Source organism: Methyloradius palustris (assembly GCF_019703875.1).
In the GTDB taxonomy this organism is placed as follows: Bacteria; Pseudomonadota; Gammaproteobacteria; order Burkholderiales; family Methylophilaceae; genus Methyloradius; species Methyloradius palustris.
This window is the reverse complement of the sequence record NZ_AP024110.1, coordinates 1529753-1553502: the sequence shown is the minus strand read 5'-3', so window position 1 is coordinate 1553502 and position 23750 is coordinate 1529753. Positions and strand designations below refer to the sequence as shown.

Annotated in this window: 18 protein-coding genes; 8 read left to right on the top strand and 10 right to left on the bottom strand. The window is 46.2% G+C overall.

Annotated elements, in window-relative coordinates:
- Positions 1–37: 37 nt before the first annotated feature.
- Positions 38–2266 carry a 1,4-alpha-glucan branching protein GlgB gene (gene glgB / locus ZMTM_RS07520; RefSeq protein ID WP_221763301.1) on the bottom strand — a complete coding sequence of 743 codons (2229 nt, stop codon included), beginning with the start codon at positions 2264–2266 and terminating at the stop codon, positions 38–40.
- Positions 2267–2426: 160 nt separating this feature from the next.
- Here glgB and glgC point away from each other — a divergent pair, with 160 nt between their 5' ends.
- The 5 genes from glgC to ZMTM_RS07495 all read left to right on the top strand — a co-directional run bounded on the left by glgC (position 2427) and on the right by ZMTM_RS07495 (position 10542).
- A complete protein-coding gene (glgC, locus tag ZMTM_RS07515) occupies positions 2427–3707 on the top strand; it encodes a glucose-1-phosphate adenylyltransferase (protein WP_221763300.1) in 1281 nt (426 codons plus the stop codon).
- A 54-nt stretch (positions 3708–3761) separates the two neighbouring features.
- Complete coding sequence (locus tag ZMTM_RS07510) at positions 3762–5483, top strand: glycoside hydrolase family 57 protein (protein ID WP_221763299.1); 1722 nt, start codon at positions 3762–3764, stop codon at positions 5481–5483.
- A 70-nt stretch (positions 5484–5553) separates the two neighbouring features.
- Positions 5554–7560, top strand: a complete 2007-nt coding sequence (locus tag ZMTM_RS07505; protein WP_221763298.1) for an alpha-amylase/4-alpha-glucanotransferase domain-containing protein — start codon at positions 5554–5556, stop codon at positions 7558–7560.
- A 37-nt stretch (positions 7561–7597) separates the two neighbouring features.
- Entirely contained in the window at positions 7598–8515 is a 918-nt protein-coding gene (locus ZMTM_RS07500) for an ROK family protein (RefSeq protein ID WP_221763297.1), read from the top strand.
- Between the two features lie 95 nt (positions 8516–8610).
- The gene (locus ZMTM_RS07495; protein ID WP_225906982.1) at positions 8611–10542 is read left to right on the top strand and encodes a GGDEF domain-containing protein; all 1932 of its coding nucleotides are present in this window, start codon (positions 8611–8613) and stop codon (positions 10540–10542) included.
- Positions 10543–10841: 299 nt separating this feature from the next.
- Here ZMTM_RS07495 and ZMTM_RS07490 read toward each other — a convergent pair whose 3' ends face one another.
- Both ZMTM_RS07490 and ZMTM_RS07485 read right to left on the bottom strand, forming a co-directional pair.
- Positions 10842–11702: an NmrA family NAD(P)-binding protein gene (locus ZMTM_RS07490; RefSeq protein WP_221763296.1), complete on the bottom strand. Its 861-nt coding sequence runs from the start codon at positions 11700–11702 to the stop codon at positions 10842–10844.
- A 53-nt stretch (positions 11703–11755) separates the two neighbouring features.
- Positions 11756–12001, bottom strand: coding sequence for a DUF2798 domain-containing protein (locus ZMTM_RS07485; RefSeq protein ID WP_221763295.1), 246 nt, complete (start codon positions 11999–12001; stop codon positions 11756–11758).
- A gap of 116 nt (positions 12002–12117) precedes the next feature.
- Here ZMTM_RS07485 and ZMTM_RS07480 point away from each other — a divergent pair, with 116 nt between their 5' ends.
- Positions 12118–13041, top strand: coding sequence for a LysR family transcriptional regulator (locus ZMTM_RS07480; RefSeq protein ID WP_221763294.1), 924 nt, complete (start codon positions 12118–12120; stop codon positions 13039–13041).
- 140 nt (positions 13042–13181) lie between these two features.
- Here ZMTM_RS07480 and ZMTM_RS07475 read toward each other — a convergent pair whose 3' ends face one another.
- Together ZMTM_RS07475 and ZMTM_RS07470 are read right to left on the bottom strand one after the other, a co-directional pair.
- Positions 13182–15755, bottom strand: a complete 2574-nt coding sequence (locus ZMTM_RS07475) for a glycosyltransferase (RefSeq protein WP_221763293.1) — start codon at positions 15753–15755, stop codon at positions 13182–13184.
- A gap of 37 nt (positions 15756–15792) precedes the next feature.
- On the bottom strand, positions 15793–17358 hold the full coding sequence (locus ZMTM_RS07470; RefSeq protein WP_221763292.1) for a glycoside hydrolase family 17 protein: 1566 nt from the start codon (positions 17356–17358) through the stop codon (positions 15793–15795).
- A gap of 199 nt (positions 17359–17557) precedes the next feature.
- On the opposite strand from ZMTM_RS07470, the gene ZMTM_RS07465 reads away from it, so the two are divergent.
- Positions 17558–18082, top strand: a complete 525-nt coding sequence (locus ZMTM_RS07465) for a hypothetical protein (protein ID WP_221763291.1) — start codon at positions 17558–17560, stop codon at positions 18080–18082.
- A 62-nt stretch (positions 18083–18144) separates the two neighbouring features.
- Here the strand turns inward: ZMTM_RS07465 and ZMTM_RS07460 are convergent, their stop codons facing one another.
- The 5 genes from ZMTM_RS07460 to queG form a co-directional block, all read right to left on the bottom strand.
- Complete coding sequence (locus ZMTM_RS07460; RefSeq protein WP_221763290.1) at positions 18145–18966, bottom strand: ChbG/HpnK family deacetylase; 822 nt, start codon at positions 18964–18966, stop codon at positions 18145–18147.
- An 8-nt stretch (positions 18967–18974) separates the two neighbouring features.
- Positions 18975–19373, bottom strand: coding sequence for a GtrA family protein (locus ZMTM_RS07455; protein WP_225906981.1), 399 nt, complete (start codon positions 19371–19373; stop codon positions 18975–18977).
- On the bottom strand, positions 19370–20425 hold the full coding sequence (locus tag ZMTM_RS07450; RefSeq protein WP_221763289.1) for a glycosyltransferase family 2 protein: 1056 nt from the start codon (positions 20423–20425) through the stop codon (positions 19370–19372). Before ZMTM_RS07450 ends, ZMTM_RS07455 begins: the two co-directional genes overlap by 4 nt.
- Before the next feature lie 18 nt (positions 20426–20443).
- The gene (locus tag ZMTM_RS07445) at positions 20444–22120 is read right to left on the bottom strand and encodes an ArnT family glycosyltransferase (RefSeq protein ID WP_225906980.1); all 1677 of its coding nucleotides are present in this window, start codon (positions 22118–22120) and stop codon (positions 20444–20446) included.
- 70 nt (positions 22121–22190) lie between these two features.
- On the bottom strand, positions 22191–23258 hold the full coding sequence (gene queG / locus ZMTM_RS07440; protein WP_221763288.1) for a tRNA epoxyqueuosine(34) reductase QueG: 1068 nt from the start codon (positions 23256–23258) through the stop codon (positions 22191–22193).
- Between queG and tsaE the strand changes: the two genes are divergently transcribed.
- Positions 23259–23741 carry a tRNA (adenosine(37)-N6)-threonylcarbamoyltransferase complex ATPase subunit type 1 TsaE gene (gene tsaE, locus ZMTM_RS07435; RefSeq protein WP_221763287.1) on the top strand — a complete coding sequence of 161 codons (483 nt, stop codon included), beginning with the start codon at positions 23259–23261 and terminating at the stop codon, positions 23739–23741.
- Positions 23742–23750 lie beyond the last annotated feature (9 nt).

The window sequence follows — 23750 nt, the reverse complement described above, 5'->3', positions numbered from 1 at the left end:
TTAATGACTGCTATTTGTTAATGAGAAGAGCGCTATTTTAAAACTTTACATTTTCTGCTTGCAGAATAATGCCAGCCAACGGCGGTAAATTCAATCTGATGATATGATTATAGCCCATCCAGTTGTTTGCTTCACTTTTTAGCAAGCTGCCATCACCAAAGTTACTACCGCCATAATATTCAGCATCGCTATTGAATATGGTTTTGTATTCGCCTTTTGCGGGTACACCTATACGATATTGGCTTCTAGGCACAGGGGTGAAGTTGATCACAACAATCACAAAGCTGCCATCGCGTGCTTTGCGCACAAAGCTGAGGATAGACTGCGCAGCGTCATCGCAGTCTATCCATCTGAAGCCATCAGATTCAAAATCCTGGTCGTACAGTGCTGGCAGATTCTTATACAGATGATTGAGGTCATGTTGCATCAACTTAATGCCCTGATGCCAAGGCGTATCAAGCAGATGCCAGTCTAGTGAGGCATTTTCATTCCACTCTCGGCCTTGCGCAAACTCATTGCCCATGAAATTGAGTTTTTTGCCTGGGCTAGTCATTTGGTAGGTCAGCAACAGCCTAACGTTGGCAAACTTCTGCCATGCATCGCCTGGCATTTTATCGAGCAGGGAATGTTTGCCGTGTACGACTTCATCATGTGAAAACGGCAATACAAAATTCTCGGTGTAGGCATATACCTGCCCGAAAGTCAGTTTGTTGTGTTGGTATCGACGGTAAATCGGATCATTTTTGATATAACTTAAGGTGTCGTTCATCCATCCCATGTTCCATTTCATGGAGAAACCCATGCCGCCCATATACACAGGGCGAGATACCATGGGGTAAGCCGTTGACTCTTCAGCAATCGTTAATGCACCAGGGAAATCTTCATGCACCATGAGGTTGAGCTGCTTGAGAAAATCAATCGCTTCAAGATATTCACGTCCGCCGAATTTGTTGGGTTGCCATTCACCATGCTTGCGTGAGTAATCCAAATAAATCATTGAGGCTACGGCATCTACACGCAAGCCATCAATGTGAAATTCTGACAGCCAGTAATAGGCGTTTGCTAATAAAAAGTTACGGACTTCATTGCGCCCGTAATTGAAAATATAGGTGCCCCAGTCTTGGTGCTCACCGAGGCGTGGGTCAGGGTGCTCATATAGTGCCGTGCCATCGAATTTGGCTAATGCCCAGCTATCTTTAGGAAAGTGCCCAGGCACCCAATCAAGAATAACGCCTATATTGGCCTGGTGGCAGCAGTCAATAAAATAACGGAAATCATCAGGTGCACCGAAACGATTGGTGGGCGCAAAATAGCCTGTGGTCTGGTAGCCCCATGATTCGTTCAGTGGATGTTCTGTGATCGGCAGCAGTTCAAGATGGGTATAGCCCATGTCACTGGCATAAGCCACAAGCTGATCTGCAGATTCTCGATAACTCAGGAAGTCGCCATCAGCATTACGTTTCCATGAGCCTAAATGCACTTCATAGCAGTTAAATGGTGCGTGTAGCCAGTCAGCATTGCCACGCTTCTCCAGCCAAGCTTGGTCTTGCCACTTGTGTTGCCCAGATAGTGTGATTTTAGAGGCAGTGCCAGGCCGCAGCTCAAAACTCAGGCCATAAGGGTCGGTTTTAACTACCACTTGCCCTGTATGACGATTGCGAATCTCAAACTTGTATAGCGCCTCAGAATGCACGCCAGGCTGCGATAGCGGGATAAATATTTCCCAAACGCCGCTAGAGCCATGCATGCGCATGGGATGCATGCGACCATCCCAGCGATTAAAGTCGCCAACTACGCTGACGCGCTCGGCATTGGGTGCCCACACAACAAAGCGCACCCCGTTTACCCCAAGTAATTGAAATGCATGGGCGCCAAATGTCTTATAGGCTTGCTTTAGTCGCCCGCCTGCGAACAAATATAAATCGTCGTTAGATAAAGAGGGTGGGAACGAATAGACATCATGTTGCTCATAAGTGACGTCACCTTGTTCAATTTTCAGCAAGCAAGGTCTGTCAGGTTCAATATTTGTGTTTAATTCGAATAAGCCGTCGGCATGGATTTTGACCAGTGGCTGCCAGTCTTGCACAGTTTTAATCCACACTTTTGAAGCGTGTGGCAAAAACGCACGAAAGATGTGCTTGCCAGTTTTTTGATCCAAATTCTGGTGTGTGCCTGAATTCTGGTGCAAACCAAGATAAGCAAAAGGATCATAATCCTTTGCGTTAAGAATTTTAGATACGTGCTCGTTTTGTAGGGATTTTTCCACAATATTGAATCTCAAATATTTTTACGACAGCGATGAATTTAGCTAGATTAGCATTGATTATCCTGTCTATAATGACTTGTATAGGCAATACATACAAATGGCTCGTAGAGGCTAGATTGGCATCGATGCAATGTCAATCTCTAAATGAGGAGTAGTTAGCATGTCACAAGACACGACTTCAACGCGTTTTATCAGCAATCTCACCAAGAATACCGTTGCCCTGATCTTGGCTGGCGGTAAAGGCAGCCGGCTAAAAGCCCTGACAGACTGGCGTGCGAAGCCAGCTGTGCCATTTGGTGGCAAATTCCGCATTATCGATTTCCCTCTATCTAATTGCATGAACTCCGGGGTACGCCGCATCGGTGTGGTCACCCAATATAAATCCCATAGCTTGATGCAACATATTCAACGTGGCTGGGGCTTTTTGCGCGGTGAATTCAACGAGTTCGTCGAGTTGTTACCTGCCCAGCAACGCATCCAAGAAGAATGGTACAAAGGCACGGCAGATGCAGTATTCCAGAACTTGGATATTTTGCGTAATACAGGCGCCGAGTATGTGTTGATATTGGCAGGCGATCATATCTACAAGATGGATTATGGCCAGATGCTAGCGTCCCACGTGCGCAGTAAAGCTGATATGACGGTTGCTTGCATCAATGTGCCGGTTGAAGAAGCTAAGTCATTTGGTGTGATGAGCGTAGACGAGTCTGATCGCGTAGTTGAGTTTCAGGAGAAACCAGATCAGCCTAATACCATTCCAGGGGATGCTACCCAGGCGCTGGCAAGTATGGGCATCTACGTATTCAACGCCGCGTTTTTGTATGAACAATTGATTCGTGATGCAGACGACAGGCACTCAGTGCACGATTTCGGGCAAAACATCATTCCTTACCTGATTAAAAAATACCGAGTACATGCCCATAGATTCACTGATAGCTGCGTTGGCGCAGCCGATGGCAACTATTACTGGCGCGATGTTGGTACAGTTGATGCTTATTGGGAAGCGAACATGGAATTGACGAAAGTGGTTCCTGAACTCAATTTATATGACAGGCAATGGCCAATCTGGACGTATCAAGAGCAGCTGCCGCCAGCCAAGTTTGTTTTTGATAACGAAGACCGTTGTGGCTTGGCAACTGACTCTCTAGTATCTGGCGGTTGCATTATCAGTGGGGCAAAAGTAAAACAATCGGTGCTGTTCTCTGATGTACGCGTTAACAGTTACAGCAATATAGAAGGCTCGGTGATTTTGCCTAAAGTGGATATTGGCCGGTATGTCACGCTTAAAAGAGTCGTCGTCGATAAAGGTGCACGCATACCGGACGGCATGGAGATAGGCGTTAATCCAGAGCTGGATAGAAAACGTTTCTATGTCAGTGAAAAAGGCATCACATTGGTGACGCCTGATATGCTGGGCCAGTCACTGCATCAGGCGCGCTAATCGCTGCAAAATAAGTAGGGTTGCAGCAGGGAATTCTGAGTTTTAAGGGTAAATATGACATCAGCACTCCCCAAACTTTACTTTAATCTTTACTGGCATATGCATCAGCCAGATTATCGCGATACGCTCACTGGCGAATATGTGCTGCCTTGGACATATCTGCACGCGATTAAAGATTACACCGACATGGCCTATCACTTTGAGGCTAATTCTGCAGCACGCGCCACATTCAACTTTGTGCCTGTATTGCTTGATCAGCTCGAAGATTACGTTGCGCAATTCCAGACCAACAAAATAGCCGACCCTCTGCTAGCCTTGCTTGCAGAAGATGATTTGCATGGCATTTCTAAAGAGCAGCGCCAGTTCATTATTGATAGCTGTTTCAAATGTAATCACGAGAAAATGCTCACGCCTTTTCCGCATTACCAGGCGCTATACAATATGGCCAAGGCACTGGAATCAAATGGCGAAGAGGCTTTCAGTTATTTGTCCGACCAGTATTTTGCTGATTTGCTGGTCTGGTATCACCTAGCCTGGACGGGTGAGAGTATTCGCCGCAATAATACTTTTGTGCAAGCGCTCATGCTAAAGGGCCAATGTTTCAGCCTGCAAGAGCGCATTGATTTCTTCAAGTTGATTGGCGAACTGATTGCTGACCTGATTCCACGCTACAAAAAACTGCAAAAAAGCGGGCAGATAGAAATATCAAGCACGCCGCATTTTCACCCGATCCTGCCTTTACTCCTTGATTTCAAGTCCACGCGTGATGCCATGCCGTATGCACCTTTGCCGCATCACCCGCAATATCCTGGTGGTAAAGTCAGAGCCCAAGCCCACATAAAAGCTGCTAAAGATTCGCACAAAGAACGATTTGGTGAATATCCAGTTGGTATGTGGCCAGCCGAGGGCGGCGTTTCACATGCTGCGCTGTTATTGCTCGCTGAACATGACGTCAAATGGGCAGCAACAGGGCAGGGCGTGCTGGCAAACAGCCTGTATAAATCGTTTGAAAATTATGAAATGCCGCATAAAGATGATTATCTATATCAGCCATATCGAGTGGCTAATGATACAGATGAGATTGTCTGCTTCTTTCGGGATGATCATCTCTCAGACAAAATCGGTTTTGAATATTCAAAGTTGCACGCAAGTGAGGCGGTAGCTGATTTTGTGGGCACGCTTGAGGGCATTCATCAGGCCAATACTACCGATAAAAGCCGTATTGTGAGCGTGATTCTGGATGGCGAGAATGCCTGGGAGTATTTCCCTTATAACGCCTATTATTTTTTAAGTGAGCTTTACGCGGCTCTAGCTAATCATCCTGATATTGAGATGACGACATTCAGTGACCTGGTCGGCAAGTCAGCTAGAGTACAGGGTGAGTTAACTACATTACCCGCGATAGCCGCTGGTAGCTGGGTATATGGCAGTTTCAGCACTTGGATAGGTAGCACTGAAAAAAATCATGGCTGGGATTTGCTGTGCGAAGCTAAAAAAGTCTATGACCATGTGATGGAAAAAGGATTCTTGGAGCCTGAAGAAGTCAAAAACTGTGAACTGCAGCTGGCAATATGCGAGGGCTCTGACTGGTTTTGGTGGTTCGGTGATTACAATTCATCCGTTAGTGTGGATAGTTTTGATCGCCTTTACCGCCGTAACCTCAGCAATTTGTATCGCCTGCTTAAAAAGCCGATTCCTGAAATCCTCAATCATGCGATTAGCGTGGGTAGCGGCCACCCCGCGGTCGGTGGGACGATGAGGCGGGGGCAGGAGTAGAGGTTAGTGTAAATGTCGTATCTAGAATATGTTTCGTAATAACAATCAATAAACTGCTGGGAGCAGGATTTTGGCTAAAACAGTTGCATTACTACTCGGTGTTCATGCGCACCAACCCGTAGGTAATTTTGAAAGTGTGCTAGATGATGCGCATGTTAGATGTTATGGCCCGTTCTTAAGGGTTCTGTATCAGTATCCAGCGTTCCGCTTTGCCATTCACATCAGTGGCTGGCTGCTTGAATACATGCTGGAAAAATATCCTGAAGATATGGCGTTGCTCAAAGAAATGGTCGCACGTGACCAGGCTGAGCTCTTTGGCGCAGGCTTTACTGAACCCGTGTTGGCCTCTATCCCTACTCGTGACAGGGTAGGCCAGATCACTAAGCTTTCACATTACCTCAATAAGAAATTTGATGAAACACCACAGGGCGCGTGGCTGACAGAGCGCGTATGGGAATCTACAGTGGTGCCATCACTGGCTGATTCAGGCATACAGTATGTCACGGTGGATGATTACCACTTTATGTGCACAGGCAAATACAGTCATGAACTTGATGGCTATTTCAGTACGGAAGAAGATGGTCGCCAGATTGACCTATTCCCGATTTCTGAAGCCTTGCGTTACAGACTGCCATTTTCACCCGCACACGAGGTAGTGGCTTATCTGGAAGAGTTGGCAGACGAGAGTAAATCCGCCGCTGCAATTTATTTTGATGACATTGAAAAATTTGGTATCTGGCCTGAAACCTACGAATGGGTCTATGAACGCGGCTGGTTAAAAGACTTTATTGAGGGCGTACTCAATTCATCCATCATCAAACCCATGCGCTACAGCGATTATCATGCCATGGCCAAGACGCGTGGCGTGGTTTATCTGCCAACGGCATCCTACATAGAAATGAACGAGTGGACATTGCCTGTGCCAGCATCGCATAACTATGCTGATTTGGTCGCACAGGAAAAATACAATAACCGCTACGAACAAACTAAGCCTTATATCCGTGGCGGTATCTGGCGCAATTTCTTTATGCGCTATCCAGAATCTAATTGGATGCACAAGCGCATGTTGTCGCTCTCGGCGCGCTATCACGCCATGCCTGAGAATAAAAAGACTCAGGCGATGGAAGATGCTTTATTTGAATCTCAAGCGAATGATGCCTATTGGCACGGCTTGTTTGGCGGCTTGTATCTGCCCCATTTAAGGCGCGCTATCTATAACGCCATCATCAAGCTTGAAGCCATGCTTGACCAAGTCAGCGAGCGCCCAGCTAAAGAATGGGTGGATTTGGACCTTGATGGTTTTGACGAGTTATTCTTGAGAAATAATCAGCTACAAGTGGTTGCCAGGCTTGATGGCACAGCCTCGATTTGCGAATTCGATAGCTACAAACTACACCATAATTTTGGTGATACTTTAACTCGCCAGGCCGAACATTATCACCGCAAGGTACATGAACAGTCAGACGGACACCATACGGGTGAAGGCATTGCCAACCCTCATGAGCGCGTGATGTTCAAGGATGTAATTACACCAGAAGACATGGCGACAGATGCGTATCGCAAGACCATGTTCTGCGATTTTCTGATTAGTGATGACCGAGTCGTTCCTGTGAGTTATCGTCGGCCGCAAACCACAGGTGCAAAATCGATGGATTTCGTCGCTACTGTCGCGGAAACCGAGTTGCAGAAAACCATACACCTCAACGGTAAAACCCTGATTGTGCATTACCAAACCAGCAAGGCAGTAAAAGGTAAATTCAAGGTGGAAATCAACCTTGCCATGCCGAGTTGCAATGGCCCTGCAGGGCGCTTCCGCATTGGTGATGACATTCCTGGCGGCTTTGGTGAGTTGCATCATTTCAAACAGCTTAATGCGTTGAGTTTGGAAGACGAAGTGCTAGGCGGTGTAGTGCAACTAGATACCAATGTAGATTGCGATATCACGAGCCATCCACACTACAGTGTTTCACAATCTGAGGCTGGTTTTGAGAAGATCATGCAGGCGCTGACACTGGAATTAGAGTGGGATGCCAAGCAACTCAAAAGCAAAATTGAAATCAAGTTAACGGTTCAATAAGCCAGCCTTTTACTGACAATTAGAACAAATACAGAATATGCTGATTGGGATTGATATAGGCGGGACTAATCTGCGGATTGGCGTGGTAGATGGGCTGCAGGTCATTCATGAAAGGCGCATGCATGCTGATTTTTCAGGGCTTTGTGCTGAAAATGCGCCTGACATTGCCTGGCAAAAAATCATACAAATAACCAGTCAGTACCTGCTTGAAGTATTAGCAGCGTACCCGCAAGTTAGTGCGATAGGGATTGGTTTTCCTGGTTTCATAGACCCTGTAACAGGCAAGGTAAAGCAGTCACCTAATTTGCCTGGCTTGCTTGACGTTGATCTTGCTGGTGATTTATCCCGCGCGATTGGTAAGCCTGTGATTGTGGAGAACGATGCTTTAGCCGCTGCTTATGGCGAGTTTCGTTTATCTGATAAGCCCACCGAAAATATGATCTATCTTGGCTTAGGCACTGGCGTTGGTGGTGGTCTCATTTACCACAATCAGCCATTTCCTGGTCAGCATGGCTTTGCCATGGAAGTAGGGCACATCATTTTTGAGCCGAATGGTCGGCCTTGTGGCTGCGGCAATCATGGCTGCATGGAGCAATATGCTTCAGCTTCAGGTGTTGTGCATAGCTATCACGCAACTACAGGGCTTACGCTCACCACTGGCGAGATTGCACTGCATGCTAATGCTGGTGATGAAGCTGCGATTGCTGCTTTTGATTTAGCTGGGGAATCACTAGCCACTGTGTTGGCACACATTCTTAAAGTGGTGGATGTTGGTCAAACCATTATTGGTGGCGGATTAATCAATGCCTGGCCACTCATGCAATCAAGTTTTTTTCATACCTTGGCGCAGGACTTAATCCCTGTATTGCGAGATAAAGTCGCAGTCACTATTTCTACTACAGGCGATATTGCTGGTATCGTAGGCGCAGCTTTATTAGCCGAGCAGAAATCCTAAAGTTCTAGTTTTTGTCACCTGTGTTGCAATATCGCTGATGTAACATGGCTGTCATTATCGCGGCGTAGTCTCTGCCAATTAGGGAGATTACGACGATGAGCTTTAACTACCAGTCCGCACATAAAATTCACCTTGGAGGTTGGGGTGAAAATATGCATTTATACCTGACTGATCCAATTATTAGCGATTCAAATGATAGCCAGACGACCTCATTCTCAGAGCATATGGTGGTAAAACTTGAACCTACAGGACCACGACTAGTTAGAAACACCATGATCCCGCAAGTGCAATCAATCTTGCAGCAGCGTTTACTCTCTGCCGTATTCCAGCCGATTGTCGATTTGAACCAGATTTGCGTTTACGGGCATGAGGGCTTGATTCGTGGCCCAGTGAACACTGACCTGCATTCACCTTTAGCGCTGTTTAAAGAAGCGGAACTCAACCATCTGGATTTTGAGATGGAGCATCTAAGTCGCCAAATCGTTCTTGAGTCGTTTGCTAAAACCAGAAACAGCAACAAGCTTTTCCTCAATATCAGCCCAGCCTCTCTGATACAACAACCCAATGCCAACAAAGGCGCAACGCTATCCTATATCCATAAATTGGGGCTAGATCCACATAATGTGATTATTGAGCTCACGGAGAGCGGCCCTGGTTTTGACTACGATATTTTGTGCCATGCCGCGCAGCATTACCGCAATATGGGTTTTGAGATTGCGATGGATGATTTGGGGGAAGGTTTCTCAAATTTGCGCTTGTGGTCTGAGCTTAAGCCAGATTACGTGAAGATTGATAAACACTTTATTCAAGGCATCAATGACGATGAAGTGAAGATGCAATTTGTGCGCTCAATACAGCAGATTGCACAAAATTCTGGCACCAAGGTGATTGCTGAAGGTATTGAAACTGAAGCCGAGCTTTTAGTGATCAAAGACTTGAAGATTCAATATGGCCAGGGCTACCTGCTCGGTTACCCAGAAGCTAAAACGGTAGAGCAGATCCCCGAACAGTTGCATGGCATTTTGCATAAAAATGCAGTCAGAGTTTACCTGTCGAATGGTTTGCCATTGCAGAAACGCGGCAATATCAGCAGCCTGATTAAATACGTCTTGCCTGTGAATCCAAGAACCACCAATGACGAGGTCTATGCCCGCTTTAAAAGCAACCCAGCACTCTATGCTTTGCCAGTGGTAGATGAAGGAAAACCTGTTGGCTTAATTAGCCGTTATAACGTCATTGATCAATTTGCCAAACCCTATACCAGAGAGCTTTATGGCAAACGTTCTTGCCATAAATTCATGGATAAAAAACCATTGATTGTAGAGCAGAGCATCAGCCTGCATGTGCTCAGCGAGTTGATTACCCATATGGAGCCGCATCATCTATCTAATGGCTTCATGATCACCGAAGCTGGAGAGTATAGGGGCATGGGCAGTGGACATGATTTGCTGCGTGAAATCACACAAATGCAGCTCAATGCAGCAAGGTATGCCAATCCACTGACTCTTTTGCCAGGTAACGTGCCCATCAGTGAGCATATGGATCGCCTGATAGAGGCCAAGGTGCCGTTTTTTGCCTGCTATTGCGATCTCGATACCTTTAAACCGTTTAATGATGTCTATGGTTTCAGGCGTGGCGATGAGCTGATTCAATACACAGGCAAGCTATTGAATGAAGAGGTAGATAGCGAGCTTGATTTCGTCGGCCATGTGGGCGGCGATGATTTTATCCTGATTTTCCAGAGCGAAGACTGGCAAAGCCGTTGCGAAAAAATATTGAGTCGATTAGAAGCGGCAATGCCTGATTTCTATGATGAAGCCGACAAAGCCCGAAATGGTATAGAAGCCGAGGATAGGGTCGGCAATAAAATGTACTACCCGTTCGTTAGCCTCTCTATTGGCGCCGTTAAGGTAGAGCCTTATACTTTAAATAGTCACCATGAGGTCTCTACTGCCATAGCCTCGGCGAAGAAACAGGCTAAGAAAATCAGCGGTAATAGCCTGTTTATTGAGCGTAGAACTATTTAAGTTTTAGTCCTATAAAATAAGTAGGGTAGAGATAGTAATAGAATGGCTGCTACCGACCCATGGTGGACATTAAATGATTACCTCAATACGCTTATACTGCAATTCGCAGATAAACAATTTCAGGTAATTTTATTCGGTCATTTCAGCTGATGTCTCAAAATATTCCATTAGGAATAAATGATTTTAGGCATTATTTGAATGAGCACTTGCCTGATAATTAATGCCACTCTCAATCAACAAACACCGATCAAAAACTGACATGCCAGAATACCTCTGTTGGCATGTCGGTAGAATTACTACTATTTTTGCAGCAAAGTACCAATCACTGTTTTTAAGGAAGTCTGGCCATTTACTTGCTCAGCTGAACCACCCTCGAACTTAATCCATCCTTCATTAAATCCATCAAGCATTTGTATTCTTGGGGTTGGATTCTGCATTCCCTGTGCTTTGAATAAACCTTCCCAGTTTGCTCTTGGAACACTCTCCATCACGACTGATTTGTCCAAACATTGAGCGAATGCCGCAGCAATATCATTTGGACTCACTAACTCAGGGCCTTGTAACTCGACAATACGTACTCCATTCCACGACTGTTGAAGTAGCTTTGCTGCAACCGTACCAATATCTGCAGTAGCTATCATGGGTATCTTTCGATCGAGTGGTTGCAGGAAGCTCGGGATTGTTCCGGTCGTTTTGGCAGGCTCTACATCCCATGCGGCATTTTCCATAAACCAGGCAGCTCTCAGAAATGTGATAGGTATGGATAAAGTACTTAATTCCTTTTCCATGATTCCAAGCTGATTCAGTAGATTGGGTTGGCTTACTTGGGAACCTATTGTGGAAAGGCACACTACTTTATTTGGCCTTGCAATGTCCAGCGCTTGCTTGATGTTAGAGATCAGCGCACGCGCTTCTGGAAATCCTGGCGCAGGATCAAAGTAAGGTGGTAGTAAAATAAATACTGCTTCCACGCCTTTGAAGGCGTCAGCTAAAGCATGCTGATCTTCCATTGAAGCGATTGCAACTTCAGCACCTTTAGCTTTCCATGGATTGCCTTTCTCACCACTCCTAACGATTGCTCTGATTTGTTGATTGTCATCCAAAAGTACGTTAGCCAGCGCAGTTCCCACTTGACCTGTAATTCCCGTGATTGCATACATAATTCTCTCCATCAAATGTTAAACATGGTGCAGAAGCCGCTATTTCTCAGCCATCACCCAGGCTTCTTCACAAAAACTGCTACCAACTTAATTACAATTGGCCTAACGATCAACACGCAAACAAATGCGACGGGCATGGCTAGACCATAAGAGTGAATAACTCTAATTGAATAGCCATGCTGAATGCCAGTACTTGTAGCTACTATGGCCATAGACATTAAAAACGCCATAATCCCTGCCATAAAAAAAGCAAAAACATACGGAGTAAACTGATGTGGGATTTTATTTAAATTGTTCATAAATACCTCCAATCGAGGATGCCACTATAGGGATTTACTTGACTCTTCAATAGAGGATTGATTGTTTAAACACTATATGGATAAACTATCGACTGGATTAATTATTCGATAGTCATATGGATACACTTAGAAGTATTGAGAGCTTTGTGAAAGCCGTGCAAGGAGGAAGTATCGCTGCTGGGGCGCGCCTCCAGGGAATCACACCCGCAGCCGCTAGCCAAAACATTCAACGGCTAGAAAAATCTCTTGGAACGCGTTTGCTGACAAGAACAACGCGTAAACTCGCCTTGACTGAAAGTGGTGAAGTTTATTACTTGCAGGTACGTGATATCGTTGAGAGCCTGGCCAAGGCGCAATCCGCTATAGATGAATTTCAAGGCCAGCCTCAAGGGCGCATCAAAATTGGTTGTTCAGTTGCCTTTGGTCGACATGTATTGATGCCACTTATTCCGGCTTTTACTCGTATGTACCCCAATGTCTCCGTGGAGATCATTCTGTCGGACGGAAACGCGGATCATGTATCTGAAGATATTGATGTCAGTATCCGCTTCAAGCAGCAACTAGAACCTGGACTTGTTGCAAGAAAGATTGCAACGGTGCCAGTGCTTTTTTGTGCATCTCCATCCTATCTTGAGCGAAAAGGCCTTCCGAAAGAACCTAAGGAGTTGCTAGAGCATGACTGCTTAGTATTTAGAGTTCCCGTAGATGGGCGTCTTTTGAATTGGGCTTTTCTTAAAAATGGCCTGCGTTATGAACCAGAGATCAAACCCAGTATTGTGTGCAACGATATCGACTCTCTTGGAACTCTCGCCATTCAAGGGGCAGGTATTGCCCGACTTGCAACATTTATCGCAAATAGTGAAATTAAGAAAGGCGCATTAGTCGCGCTATTTCAGCCAGTCTCATCAGAACCTACATCCATCCAGTCTGACAGTGTTCCGTTGGAGTTTTATGCCTGTTTCCGTGATAAGCATGCCATCACCAATAAGGTCAGAGCTTTTGTGGATTACCTGATAGAGGCTATGCCAAAATCCTGGTAGTGAGAAATGATCGATCGGAGGCTGAAATGGCCTCTATTGGGCGAATGCAGACATTTATTGCAGATGAAATTCTACTGATTATTGCCAAGCCATCCAAAGTTATTCTTTTAACTTCGGATGGGTGTTCTTTTTTATTGAGACTATTGTTTTTTACTATCAGGCAGTTGCGCAATGATCTGACAAGCCAAAGTGCTGATATAAGGCAATGATTGTAAGGTCAGCATAGTTACCCAGAGTTGGGCATCAATGTTGTTGAAGCCCCGTGTCAAAAGCATCGCGAGCGCTGATGCGATGAGGCCGAGTAGCAGGGCTACTTCTTCACGAATCGGGTTCAATATCACCAGTTTACTGCTCGTGCTTTTGCCCTTGGCTGTGGGTTTGAAAACGCCACGCTTTTGTATGATGCCCATCATAATGCCGCGTGCAATGGCGTGAGATAGGCCAAGACTGGCAAGTGATGCGCCAAAAATATCAGTCCAGCTGCAATTCATGGTCTTGCGGTAAAGCACAGGGCCTAGTGCGCCTTTTAGCACCAGGAAGCACAGAACAGGGGTCAGCATGATGGCTACTGGCAAGCTGAACGCTTTTGGGAAGAGCAGCATAGCGACTGTCCAGCCGATTGAGCCTAGTGTGAAGAAGAGTTGCAGTGCGTCGCCCATCCAGCCAAACCAGCCAGTCAAGAAGTGATAGCGTTGACCAAAGCTGAGGGTGGAATCACCCAAAAGTTTAGGCAGATGGTGTTTGAGAATCTGCATGGCGCCAAATGCCCAGCGGAAGCGCTGTGATTTAAGCGCGTCGAAATTGCTTGGGGTCAGGCCGCGACCGAAGGTTTCATCGATATAGCGCAGCTCGTAGCCACGCTCAAGCAGGCGCAAGCCTAGCTCGGTGTCTTCACATATGCACCACTCAGACCAGCCACCAACGTCTTTGAGCGATTGATGGCGTACAAGGGTCATGGTGCCGTGCTGAATCAGCGCATTGCGCTCATGGCGGTGATGCATGCCAATCTTGAAAAAGCCTTCAAACTCCCAATTACTCATGCGGCGGAAAAAGTTGTTTTCCCAGTCGCGATGGGCTTGTGGCGCTTGTACCACGGCTACTTTGGTATCTGAGAAGTGCGGCACCAAAGCGCCTAGCCAATCCTGTGTGACCACATAATCGGCATCTACTACACCAATCACTTCTGCACGCGGGTCTGTTTCTTTTAATGCGAAATTGAGTGCACCAGCCTTAAAGCCTGGCCATTTTGGTAGATGGAAAAAGCGGAAGTTAGCAGGCAGGCTATCAACATAGGCTTCAACTGGTTTCCAAAGTGCTTCATCTTTAGTGTTGTTATCTACCACAATCACTTCAAAGTTTTTGTAATCAAGCTGGCTCAAGCTCTCAATAGTCGCAATCACCATGGCTGGCGGTTCGTTGTAGCAGGCCAGATGCACTGATACAAACAGCTCTTGGTTGCTGGGTAGAGCCACAGCGCGCTTATAAGCGCGGCGCCAGTTACCCTTGAACATGACTTCACTGAACTCTACGCCATAGATCATGAGCACGGCGGAGGTCATCATCATGCCTATAATCAATGCAATCAATATGATGATGTCACGGAATGTATAGTAGTAGTCCCCGGGTAGGTTCCATGCCACCACTAGCGTAGTGATACACGCTTGCAGCAAGATCGCCATGGAGATACGACCACCTATGCCCCAATGCCTAAAGCGGATTGCTATGAACAATATTGGCAAGAAAGCGATGGCCGTCGCCCAAGTAACCTTTTTGATCCAACGTGTGTCTTTTGGTACTGCGCCATGAAGTGAGTATTTGGGCTGACGGTTTGCGTCAAACATGCCCCAATAAGGGCCAGCCCAGCCTTCCAGCTTGACTTTCCAAGGCTGGTCGAAAGCCTCCATCAAGTAATAGTCATAGTTTTTATAAGCTGTTTTTGCCAGAAACTCACGTACAAATTGCGCTTGATTCACGCGTGAGGCAACTGCGGCACCAATCGCAGGGCCACGGCTAGGCCAGCCAATTTCGGTAATCACGATTTTTTTGCGTGGGTATGTGTCCATCAATTCTTGGTAGCGATCTAGCGAGTAATTGACGGCTTGGTCGATTGGTACGCCTTCGTGGTAAGGCAATAAGTGGACGGCTATGTAGTCCACATGTTTGACCAACTCAGGGTTTTTAAGCCACACATGCCAAGGTTCTGCAGTGGAAACGGGTACTTTTTTCTCTTCTCGCACTTGGTCGAGATAGGTAATCAGTTGCTCTACGGGCATATCGTTACGCAACAACACCTCATTACCAACGATTGCGCGCTCTATGTGTGGATAGTTGGCAATTTTTGCTTTTAACGCTTCAATTTCACGCTGATTAGCAAGACTATCGGCTCCAAGCCAAGCACCCGCGGTGACTTTAAATCCAATGTTCGATGCCAGCGCAACGACTTCAGAGTTTTCAAGTGAGCTGTAGGTTCGGATGCGGTGGGACAGTGGGTAGAGTATGTGTAGGTCTCTTGCCAGCTCTGCCGTACTGGGGAATTGTTTTTCAAATGGGCTTTGGTTGACCTGAAAACCACTATAAGCAAAACCATTGACGATAAGCGGGGCATCAATCAAAGCCTGGGCGCGGTTGGCAATCGCCCATACACCAAAGTGCGCTAATGCGATGGCTAGTGCAAAAAGGAGTGCTGCGTAATAGCGTTTAATAAAGGTGGTCATGTTTTCTAGTATCTAATCCTGTTGTAATGCTTAATCGTTATTCTGAAGCAATGCGTTTGTGGTCGGGTAGGGTTGCATAAGCAATCAATAAGACTATGCCCAGCCAATAATAGCCATGCGGATTATGTGGCTCCATTACGATGAATATACTGGCAGTAGCGATACTGAGACCATTCATACTGTAATAAATCACGCTTTCAGTGCTTACCTTGATTTTAGCAAGATAAAACCCGATGGAGAGTTGTAGTACAGGTAATACATACAGCGTGAGCGGAAAGTCACGATATCTGCCATCGCCAACTAACAGCACGCTGGTCAACGTTGCGCTGGCAGCTATCAAGAATAAGGCTTTTTGCAAGGTATTCAGAAATTTGGTGCTGTATTTTACCTGCATTAGAAAAGGCATGCTCATGGTGATGAGAGTGCCTAATAAGGCTAAGCCGCCTAATACTAGCCACTCAATCGAGTCGCGGCTGACGATGACTAGATAATCCAACTGAATAACACCAAGTGCCCCGACTGATGCGCCTAGCAAGGCATGGCTGATGTAAGCGCTCAGGCGCTTTTCACCAGCGAATGCCGATAAACCGACAAACACCAACAAGCCTGTCAGGCCCATATATAGTGGAGTAAAGCCATCTTTACGTTCGCTAAGGTCGTTAGCGAAATCAAATTTTGGCTGCAAATCAGTGTCGTAAAGCCCCCAATAACCACCTACGGTGCCCTCAAGATTGCGCTTCCAAGGCTGGTCTACCGCTTCAATCATATTGTATTGCCAGCCTTTATCTTCAGCGGTTTGCAAGAATTCGCGCAGATAACGTGCCTCGTTTACCAAACTGGGAATTGAGGTTCCACGTTGACGTCCCGCTGATGGCCAGCCTGTTTCGCCTATCAGTATTGGCTTGGAAAAGCTGGCGTGGAGTTTATCCATAACAATGCTGGCGTGATTGATTGCATGCTCAATCGGCTGTGGATCATCCTCCCAGTAAGGCAATATATGCACAGTGACAAAATCGACTGACTTTTCCAGGTTGGGGTGTTTTAACCAGAACTCCCATACATCGGCATACGTCACGGGCACTTTGGTTTGTGCTTTCGCCTGATCTATAAGGGCGGCTAAGCCTACCTCGGTTTGCTCTTTTCGCAGCAACACTTCATTACCTACAATCAATGCTTTGACCGTGTCTGGGTATTCGTTGGCGACTTTAATCGCAAGATTTAACTCTTTATTGTTATCTATGGCTAAGCGGCCTATCCACGCCCCCAGATAAACATGCATACCAAGCTTGGCTGCTGCCTCAGGCACATAATCCAAGCCTTGGCTTACAGAGTAGATACGTACGCAGTCAAAGCGCTGCGCTAATACCTTTAAATCTGCATCAATCTGGGTTTTGCTAATGTGGGTGCTGGCGATAAATGGCGTCTGGTCTTTGCCATAATATGGCGCGTAAGAAACGCACTGTAGTTTTCCATCGGCTGGCATTGCTGGCTTGATCAGGCTGACTCGCTGATTTTGCTGCCACAACCAAATACTTAGCAAAATTAATACAATGGCATTAAAAAAAACATTACGCCACAAAGGCTTAGTGCCAGCTTGAGTCATAAATCCCTAAACAATATTTGAGAATGGTTCGATGCGATCACAGAAGCGCAGATATAATTCTATTTGAATAAATTCGGCTTAACTTCAGTCAGGCCATGGTAAAAGCAGCGCAAAAGCATTTAAAAAATGAATAACAATATTGTGCCAGCTTCGCGTTACAATAACTGAATATTTTTGAATAATTTTTAAAGAAGCCCGCATGAAAAAACTGTTGTTTGCAGTATTGGTAAGTATCTTTACATTATCAAACGTTGTACAAGCTGCTGGACTTAAGCCAGATGATGAAAAGCCAGTATTTAAGGGTATCAACTATAGTGGTGAATATGCATGTAAAGGCACCAACGACCAAGTCGGTGACTACGAAGTAAGCGTTACGATGCGTATCAACCGTGTAAGCAGTTACGGCACATTCGGCGCTTATTATTTTGATACCCAAACTGAGAATTCAGTGATTTATCGTGGGCAAGCCGTAGCAGACGGTAATCGCTTAGCCATCAGCTTTAATCTTTCGGACAAGCGAAATTCAGAACATAGCACTGGTATCGCCACCATTAAAAAGAATGCACAAGGCCACTGGAGTTTCCGTAAGCTTTATTTTGAATCAGATGATAACGGTGGCATCTACGGTATTGAGAACTGCGTGATGACAGCCTCACTTGTAGCCCCAGTTAAGAAGGTAGTTAAACCTGTCGTCAAGGCACCAAGTAAAGCCGCTACCGAATAGTTAATTGCAGCCTTTGGATATGAAAAAAGCCCATTTATGGGCTTTTTAGTTTTATGGCGTGGCTATAAAAAATCACTGCCACGACCAGGTGATAGATTGTGTCGTGTCAGTATTTCTACAAAATCATTGTTTTCAAAAAAACTGTATTCGCGGATTCTGGCATTCAGAATAGGGTCGTCAATATCAGATTGTTTGTCGCTAGAATCTATTGCTGGGTGGCACATGAACGCGATGTGATGGGTTGGTGTAGCGTGCTGGGCGTAATTTAGCCAATGTTCAAAATTCGCGCGGTAGTCTGCAATGTCTCCATCGAAACCATATACGCCTAGTAGCTGGGTTGTACATTTTAAGCCCAATGCTTCAGCTTTCTTCTTTAATGCATCAGAGCCTAACAATCCAATCACTTGGCCTTTAAAGCCAAATTGCACGGGTGGGGCGGCAATGCGTATCCAAGGCAATTGAGTGCCGTAGCGTTTGATGACGATTTCGAGCAAGGCATCGCGAATTTGCGGTAATTGATGCACATGCTGATGGCCATCTATGTAGTCTGGTGCTGCGCCGAGCGCTTGTTCAAACTGGTCTAGTTGCTGATGAATGTTGGCTGTAATTACCTTCTTGGAAAGGCTACGCAGCAGGCTTCTAATGATGAGTACACCAAGCGGTTTGCGGGCCGTTTGCGCAAACTGGGTGAAGTCCAGATGCAAGCCTATATCCGCAAGTTGGCGAATCTCTGGCGTGATTAATTTTGCAGTTTCTGACCATCTTGGGCTCAGTGTTAGGCAGGATGTAGCCGAAAGTCTTTTTTGCTGAATAAGTGCAATGATGGCGGTATCTATCGCAGCGCTTTGGGCGAAATCATCGGCACTGATGATGATGGGTTTCATGCCATTGCTCATTTTGATTTGAATGCCCAGAAGCGGCTCAGCAGATATGAGCTAATTGCAACGATGACCATTACTACGCTCAACACAAGCCAGAAGGGTAGCTTGAATACATACATCAAGCTAAGCACTAATATCTGGTTAGCAATAAATCCAGCTAAAGCCACTGCAAAGAATTTTGGCAATGCCTGCTGATGAGTGCTTTGATGATTAGCGAATGAGAGTTTGCTGTGCCCGAAATAACTCACAGGAAAAGCTAGCACAAAACCTGCGATATTCGAGTAGGCAGGGCTAATATGTACAAAACCTTCAAGTGAAACGGCTACGCAATAGTGCACAAGCGCGGCAAGGCTGCCAATAATGCCAAACCATGAAATAGAGCGCGAGTGATTCACGGTGGATACTTTCACTTAAGGTCAGTGCTGCTTTTTTCTGATTGGGCGGGAGCCTTTTTAGATTTTGTTGCTTTTGGTCTGGTTACCAAGGCTTTAGATTGAGGTACCACATGCTCAGCTACGATATACGATGGACGCCCTTTAACTTCATCATAAATACGGGCAAGATATTCGCCTAATATGCCAATAAACAAGAGTTGTACCCCAGAAAAGAACATGATGCTGGCGATCACTGTAGGCCAGCCTGGTACAGATTCGTCAAAAAATAGCTTGTCGACAACAACAGATGTGCCATACAAAAAAGCGAATAATGCCAACAAACCACCAACGGCGCTTGCCAACCTTAGTGGCATTACAGAAAAGCTGGTAATGCCTGTCCACGCCAAACCAATCAAGCGTAATCGTGAGAAGGTACTTTCACCATGTATGCGAGGTAAGGGTGTATAGGGGATGCCGATAGACTTGTAGCCAACCCAAGCGTAAATACCTTTCATGAAGCGGCTGCGTTCTGGCAGCGAGCGTAGCGCATCAACCACTTTGCGATTCATCAAACGAAAGTCGCCCGCATCGCGTGGGATATGAATCTGGCCGCCTAAGCCAATTGCCCTGTAAAACACCTTGGAGCCCCAGCGTTTGAATTGGGATTCCACTTCACGATCTTGCCGCACGGCATAGACCATGTCATAGCCTTCACCCCATTTTTCAAGCATCTGCGTGAGTAATTCTGAAGAATGCTGGCCGTCTGCATCCATGCAAATCACTACATCACCTTGTGCGTATTCTAGGCCAGCGGTGATGGCATATTCTTTACCAAAATTACGCGAGAACCTCACCAGGCTTGTATTCAGCTTGGTTGATACTGCTTTTACAAGATCGGCAGTATTGTCCTTACTGCCATCATCAATCACCACAATTTCCCAATTGGGGCTTAGCTTGGCTAACTGAATGGCAATGTTTTGCAGTGTGGTTTGAATTGCACCTGCTTCGTTGAACGCAGGGACTATCACGCTAATCAGCGGATCTTTTTGCGGTCTGTTGCTGGATTGATTCAATGGAGTATCAGACATAGAGTGTATTCACGAATGTTATTTAGGTGCAGGCCGCGGTTGACGCAAAGCTGCTGGCAGATCACGCCTATCTTTGACGACTGCCAGTATCGCGTCCATCCGTTCTACCTCACCGATGATTTTACCTTTAAGTACTTTATCGCAATTCATATTGGTGCTGGAAATAAAGAAGTCCGCTTTTACCCAATCTGAGGTCACTACAAAGCGATGATCCAGATAGGCACTACCTTGTAAAGCTTCTGCACATACAGCAACCGTGTAAGGCTTTTGTTTGAGATGCGCATCTATACTGGGGTCTGTTTTGGCCATTTCGGTGACTTTATCTTCCAACATATCCGAGGCTTCACGCAAGCTGCTAGACCAGTAATCGCCTTCCCATTCCTTTTCTGCATCTGACAAATCGCCAGCAAAGTAGTTGTAATAGATGTATTCGTAAGGGTGCAACTGTATCAGTACACAACTGGTGTTAATGACCAGCAGCCAGCAAACCGCTATGAACCCTAGCCGTAATTTAGGAAAAGACTTTAATGCGTTGATTGCAAAGTGGATGCCCAAGGCGGCAATAATCGCCAAGGGCGGCAGTATGAACGTGAAATGACGAACGCCGTTATAGAGCGCCGGTTTGTCCAGCAATATAAAGGCAAGTGGAAAACCCGCTGCGGTAAATACACTTATGAATCCTATAAATAGCGGATGCTTGTCATCGAACCGGTTGGTTTTAACCAGGCTGAATCTCAGTGCAAAAATAACAACAGCACTTACCAAACCTAATAGAAACATCTCGGGTAAGCGCACAAACAGATATTCAGGCAAATATTCCCGTGGTACCTGGCCGATTTTCATGACCTCGCCATCCATCACGGTGAGCATATTGAAAGCAAAGTGCGAGAACGCTTTGGCGGCCTCTAATGGATGATCAGGCGCCATCACGCCCCAAGGCCAAAAGAGTGCCATCAAGACAAATGCCACAATCGCCGCTGGTATAAGCGGTTTGATACAGCTAAACCAAAAATAAATGCGCTCGCGAATCGTGCTGCCTGAAACCCAACCTGCCACACCTATCATCATCAACAGGTAAAACACGGCAAATACACCGCCTATGCGCATGCCCAAGCCACAACCGATGGCAATGCCCAACTTGATGCTAATGCTGAGTTTAGGTTTTGGTAATTGCTGGGCAATTAATATCGTGTAATACAAAGCCCACACCATGCAGGTGCCAAAGGGGATGTCTTTGGTGTGGGTAAACATGGCGCCAGACCATGCGCCCGTAATCGCCAACAATACAACCGTGATAAAACCTGCACGTTCGCCACCCAGAATACGTGCGATTTTGTAAGAGGCAACGATGCCAGCAAGCCCAAACAAGGCTGATAGCAGATGGCGCATATCCCACACCCAGATTGGCAGAATGTGCTCAAGCGCGGCAGCGATCAGGTCAAAGAATCCACCGTATAGATACAAATTTCGGTAGTGAAACGCATCCTGGTCAACAAAGCCTGACTTGTAAAATTGCAACAGCAGGCGACCATAGACATGCTGCACTTCTTCATCGTTACTAATGCCATGCTGGTCGAAAGTGATGGCAATAAAGAGCGCAATGAGTGCCAGCAGACCTAAGCTGAGTATTCTGAAATTCAGGTCGGGTAGCTTTTTATAGCTTGATTGCAGGCTTGTAGCTAAAGTGTTTAACAATTTGCGTGCTTTTATTAAGATGTTTTTAATGGGGTGAGGGTGGCAGGATTATACAGATAAGCATATGAATTTACTGCGCGATATTGTGTTGATTCAACGCCCATTCAACATGTTCTTTCACCAAGGTTGAGGCATCATCAATGCGGCTATTTAAGGCCGCTAGTACAGCAGGTGTTGAAGGCGCATTACCAAGCCCAACAGCAAGGTTGCGCAGCCATTGTTCATAGCCAATCCTGTATATCGCGCTACCAGCCAGCTTCTGCTTAAAGTTGGCTTCAGTCCAGCTAAAAAGTTCGGCTAGTGTGATGTTGTCTAGACCGTTACGCACATGGAAATCCTCTTCTTGCGTGATGTGCGAAAAACGATTCCAGGGGCAAGTCAGTTGACAGTCATCGCAGCCATATACACGATTGCCAATTAAAGACCTGAGTGATTCGGGGATGCTGTCTTTAAGCTCTATGGTCAGGTAAGAGATGCAGCGCCGTGCATCTACTTCATAAGGCGCCACAATTGCCTGCGTTGGGCAGACATCAATGCAGGCCTTGCATGACCCGCAATGATTGGTTGTTGGTGTATCTATCGGCAAAGGCAAATCGATATAGATTTCACCCAGAAAAAACCACGAACCCGCATCACGATTCAGCAGCAATGTATGCTTGCCGCGCCAGCCCAGCCCAGCTTTTTCAGCCAGAGCAACTTCCATGACAGGGGCGCTATCGGTGAATACCCTGTATCCAAATTCGCCTATGTGGTCGGCGATACGGGCTGATAGTTTTTGCAAGCGATTGCGCATGACCTTGTGATAATCACGGCCCAAGGCATAGCGTGATATGAACGCCTGCTCACCATCTTGCATGACTTCTAGGCTATCGCGCGTGGCAGGCGGTTGGTAATCCATACGCGCCGAAATCACACGTACCGTGCCGGGCACTAAATCAGCAGGGTGGCTTCGTTTATCGCCATGTTTTGCCATATAATCCATAGCACCATGAAAGCCTTTTGCAATCCATGCCTGATGTTCAGCGCCAGCAGCCGACAAATCAGTATCGGTAATGCCGATCTGGTTGAAGCCAAGCTCAACACCCCAGTTTTTGATGTCTGTTGCTAATGCCTGTAAATCTTTATGAGTGTGAGCCATATGACGCATGATATTACAATCAAATTGGCCGATGAAGCGGCTACCTTGAAATGTGGGGCAGAAATAGCAAAAGTGTTGGTGCCAGGCCTAAGCATTTATTTGCATGGCGATTTAGGTGCAGGCAAAACAACATTGGTCAGGGGTTTGCTGCATCAACTCGGGCATGCAGGCAAAGTTAAAAGCCCGACTTACACCTTGGTTGAACCGTATCAGGTGCAATTATCTGGCGGTTCGCTGAATGTTTACCACTTTGACCTTTACCGCTTTATAGACCCAGAGGAATGGGATGCAGCGGGCTTTAGAGATTATTTCAATCCATCTTCATTATGCTTGGTAGAATGGCCGGAGAAGGCAGGCGAGTTATTGCCAGCAGCAGATATTGAGCTTTTGCTGCAAGTGTATGAAGCGGGGCGGAAATTAACACTACGCTCAAATAGTGCTATTGGAGCCGCCTTGTTAACCCGTTTTAATCCGAATATATGAAGCAGTTTT

Coding starts and splice junctions, on each gene's coding strand:
- glgC (WP_221763300.1), top strand. CDS start 2,427: ATGTCACAAGACACGACTTCAACGCGTTTTATCAGCAATCTCACCAAG.
- ZMTM_RS07510 (WP_221763299.1), top strand. CDS start 3,762: ATGACATCAGCACTCCCCAAACTTTACTTTAATCTTTACTGGCATATG.
- ZMTM_RS07500 (WP_221763297.1), top strand. CDS start 7,598: ATGCTGATTGGGATTGATATAGGCGGGACTAATCTGCGGATTGGCGTG.
- ZMTM_RS07495 (WP_225906982.1), top strand. CDS start 8,611: ATGAGCTTTAACTACCAGTCCGCACATAAAATTCACCTTGGAGGTTGG.
- ZMTM_RS07490 (WP_221763296.1), bottom strand. CDS start 11,702: ATGTATGCAATCACGGGAATTACAGGTCAAGTGGGAACTGCGCTGGCT.
- ZMTM_RS07485 (WP_221763295.1), bottom strand. CDS start 12,001: ATGAACAATTTAAATAAAATCCCACATCAGTTTACTCCGTATGTTTTT.
- ZMTM_RS07480 (WP_221763294.1), top strand. CDS start 12,118: ATGGATACACTTAGAAGTATTGAGAGCTTTGTGAAAGCCGTGCAAGGA.
- ZMTM_RS07475 (WP_221763293.1), bottom strand. CDS start 15,755: ATGACCACCTTTATTAAACGCTATTACGCAGCACTCCTTTTTGCACTA.
- ZMTM_RS07470 (WP_221763292.1), bottom strand. CDS start 17,358: ATGACTCAAGCTGGCACTAAGCCTTTGTGGCGTAATGTTTTTTTTAAT.
- ZMTM_RS07465 (WP_221763291.1), top strand. CDS start 17,558: ATGAAAAAACTGTTGTTTGCAGTATTGGTAAGTATCTTTACATTATCA.
- ZMTM_RS07460 (WP_221763290.1), bottom strand. CDS start 18,966: ATGAAACCCATCATCATCAGTGCCGATGATTTCGCCCAAAGCGCTGCG.
- ZMTM_RS07450 (WP_221763289.1), bottom strand. CDS start 20,425: ATGTCTGATACTCCATTGAATCAATCCAGCAACAGACCGCAAAAAGAT.
- queG (WP_221763288.1), bottom strand. CDS start 23,258: ATGGCTCACACTCATAAAGATTTACAGGCATTAGCAACAGACATCAAA.
- tsaE (WP_221763287.1), top strand. CDS start 23,259: ATGACGCATGATATTACAATCAAATTGGCCGATGAAGCGGCTACCTTG.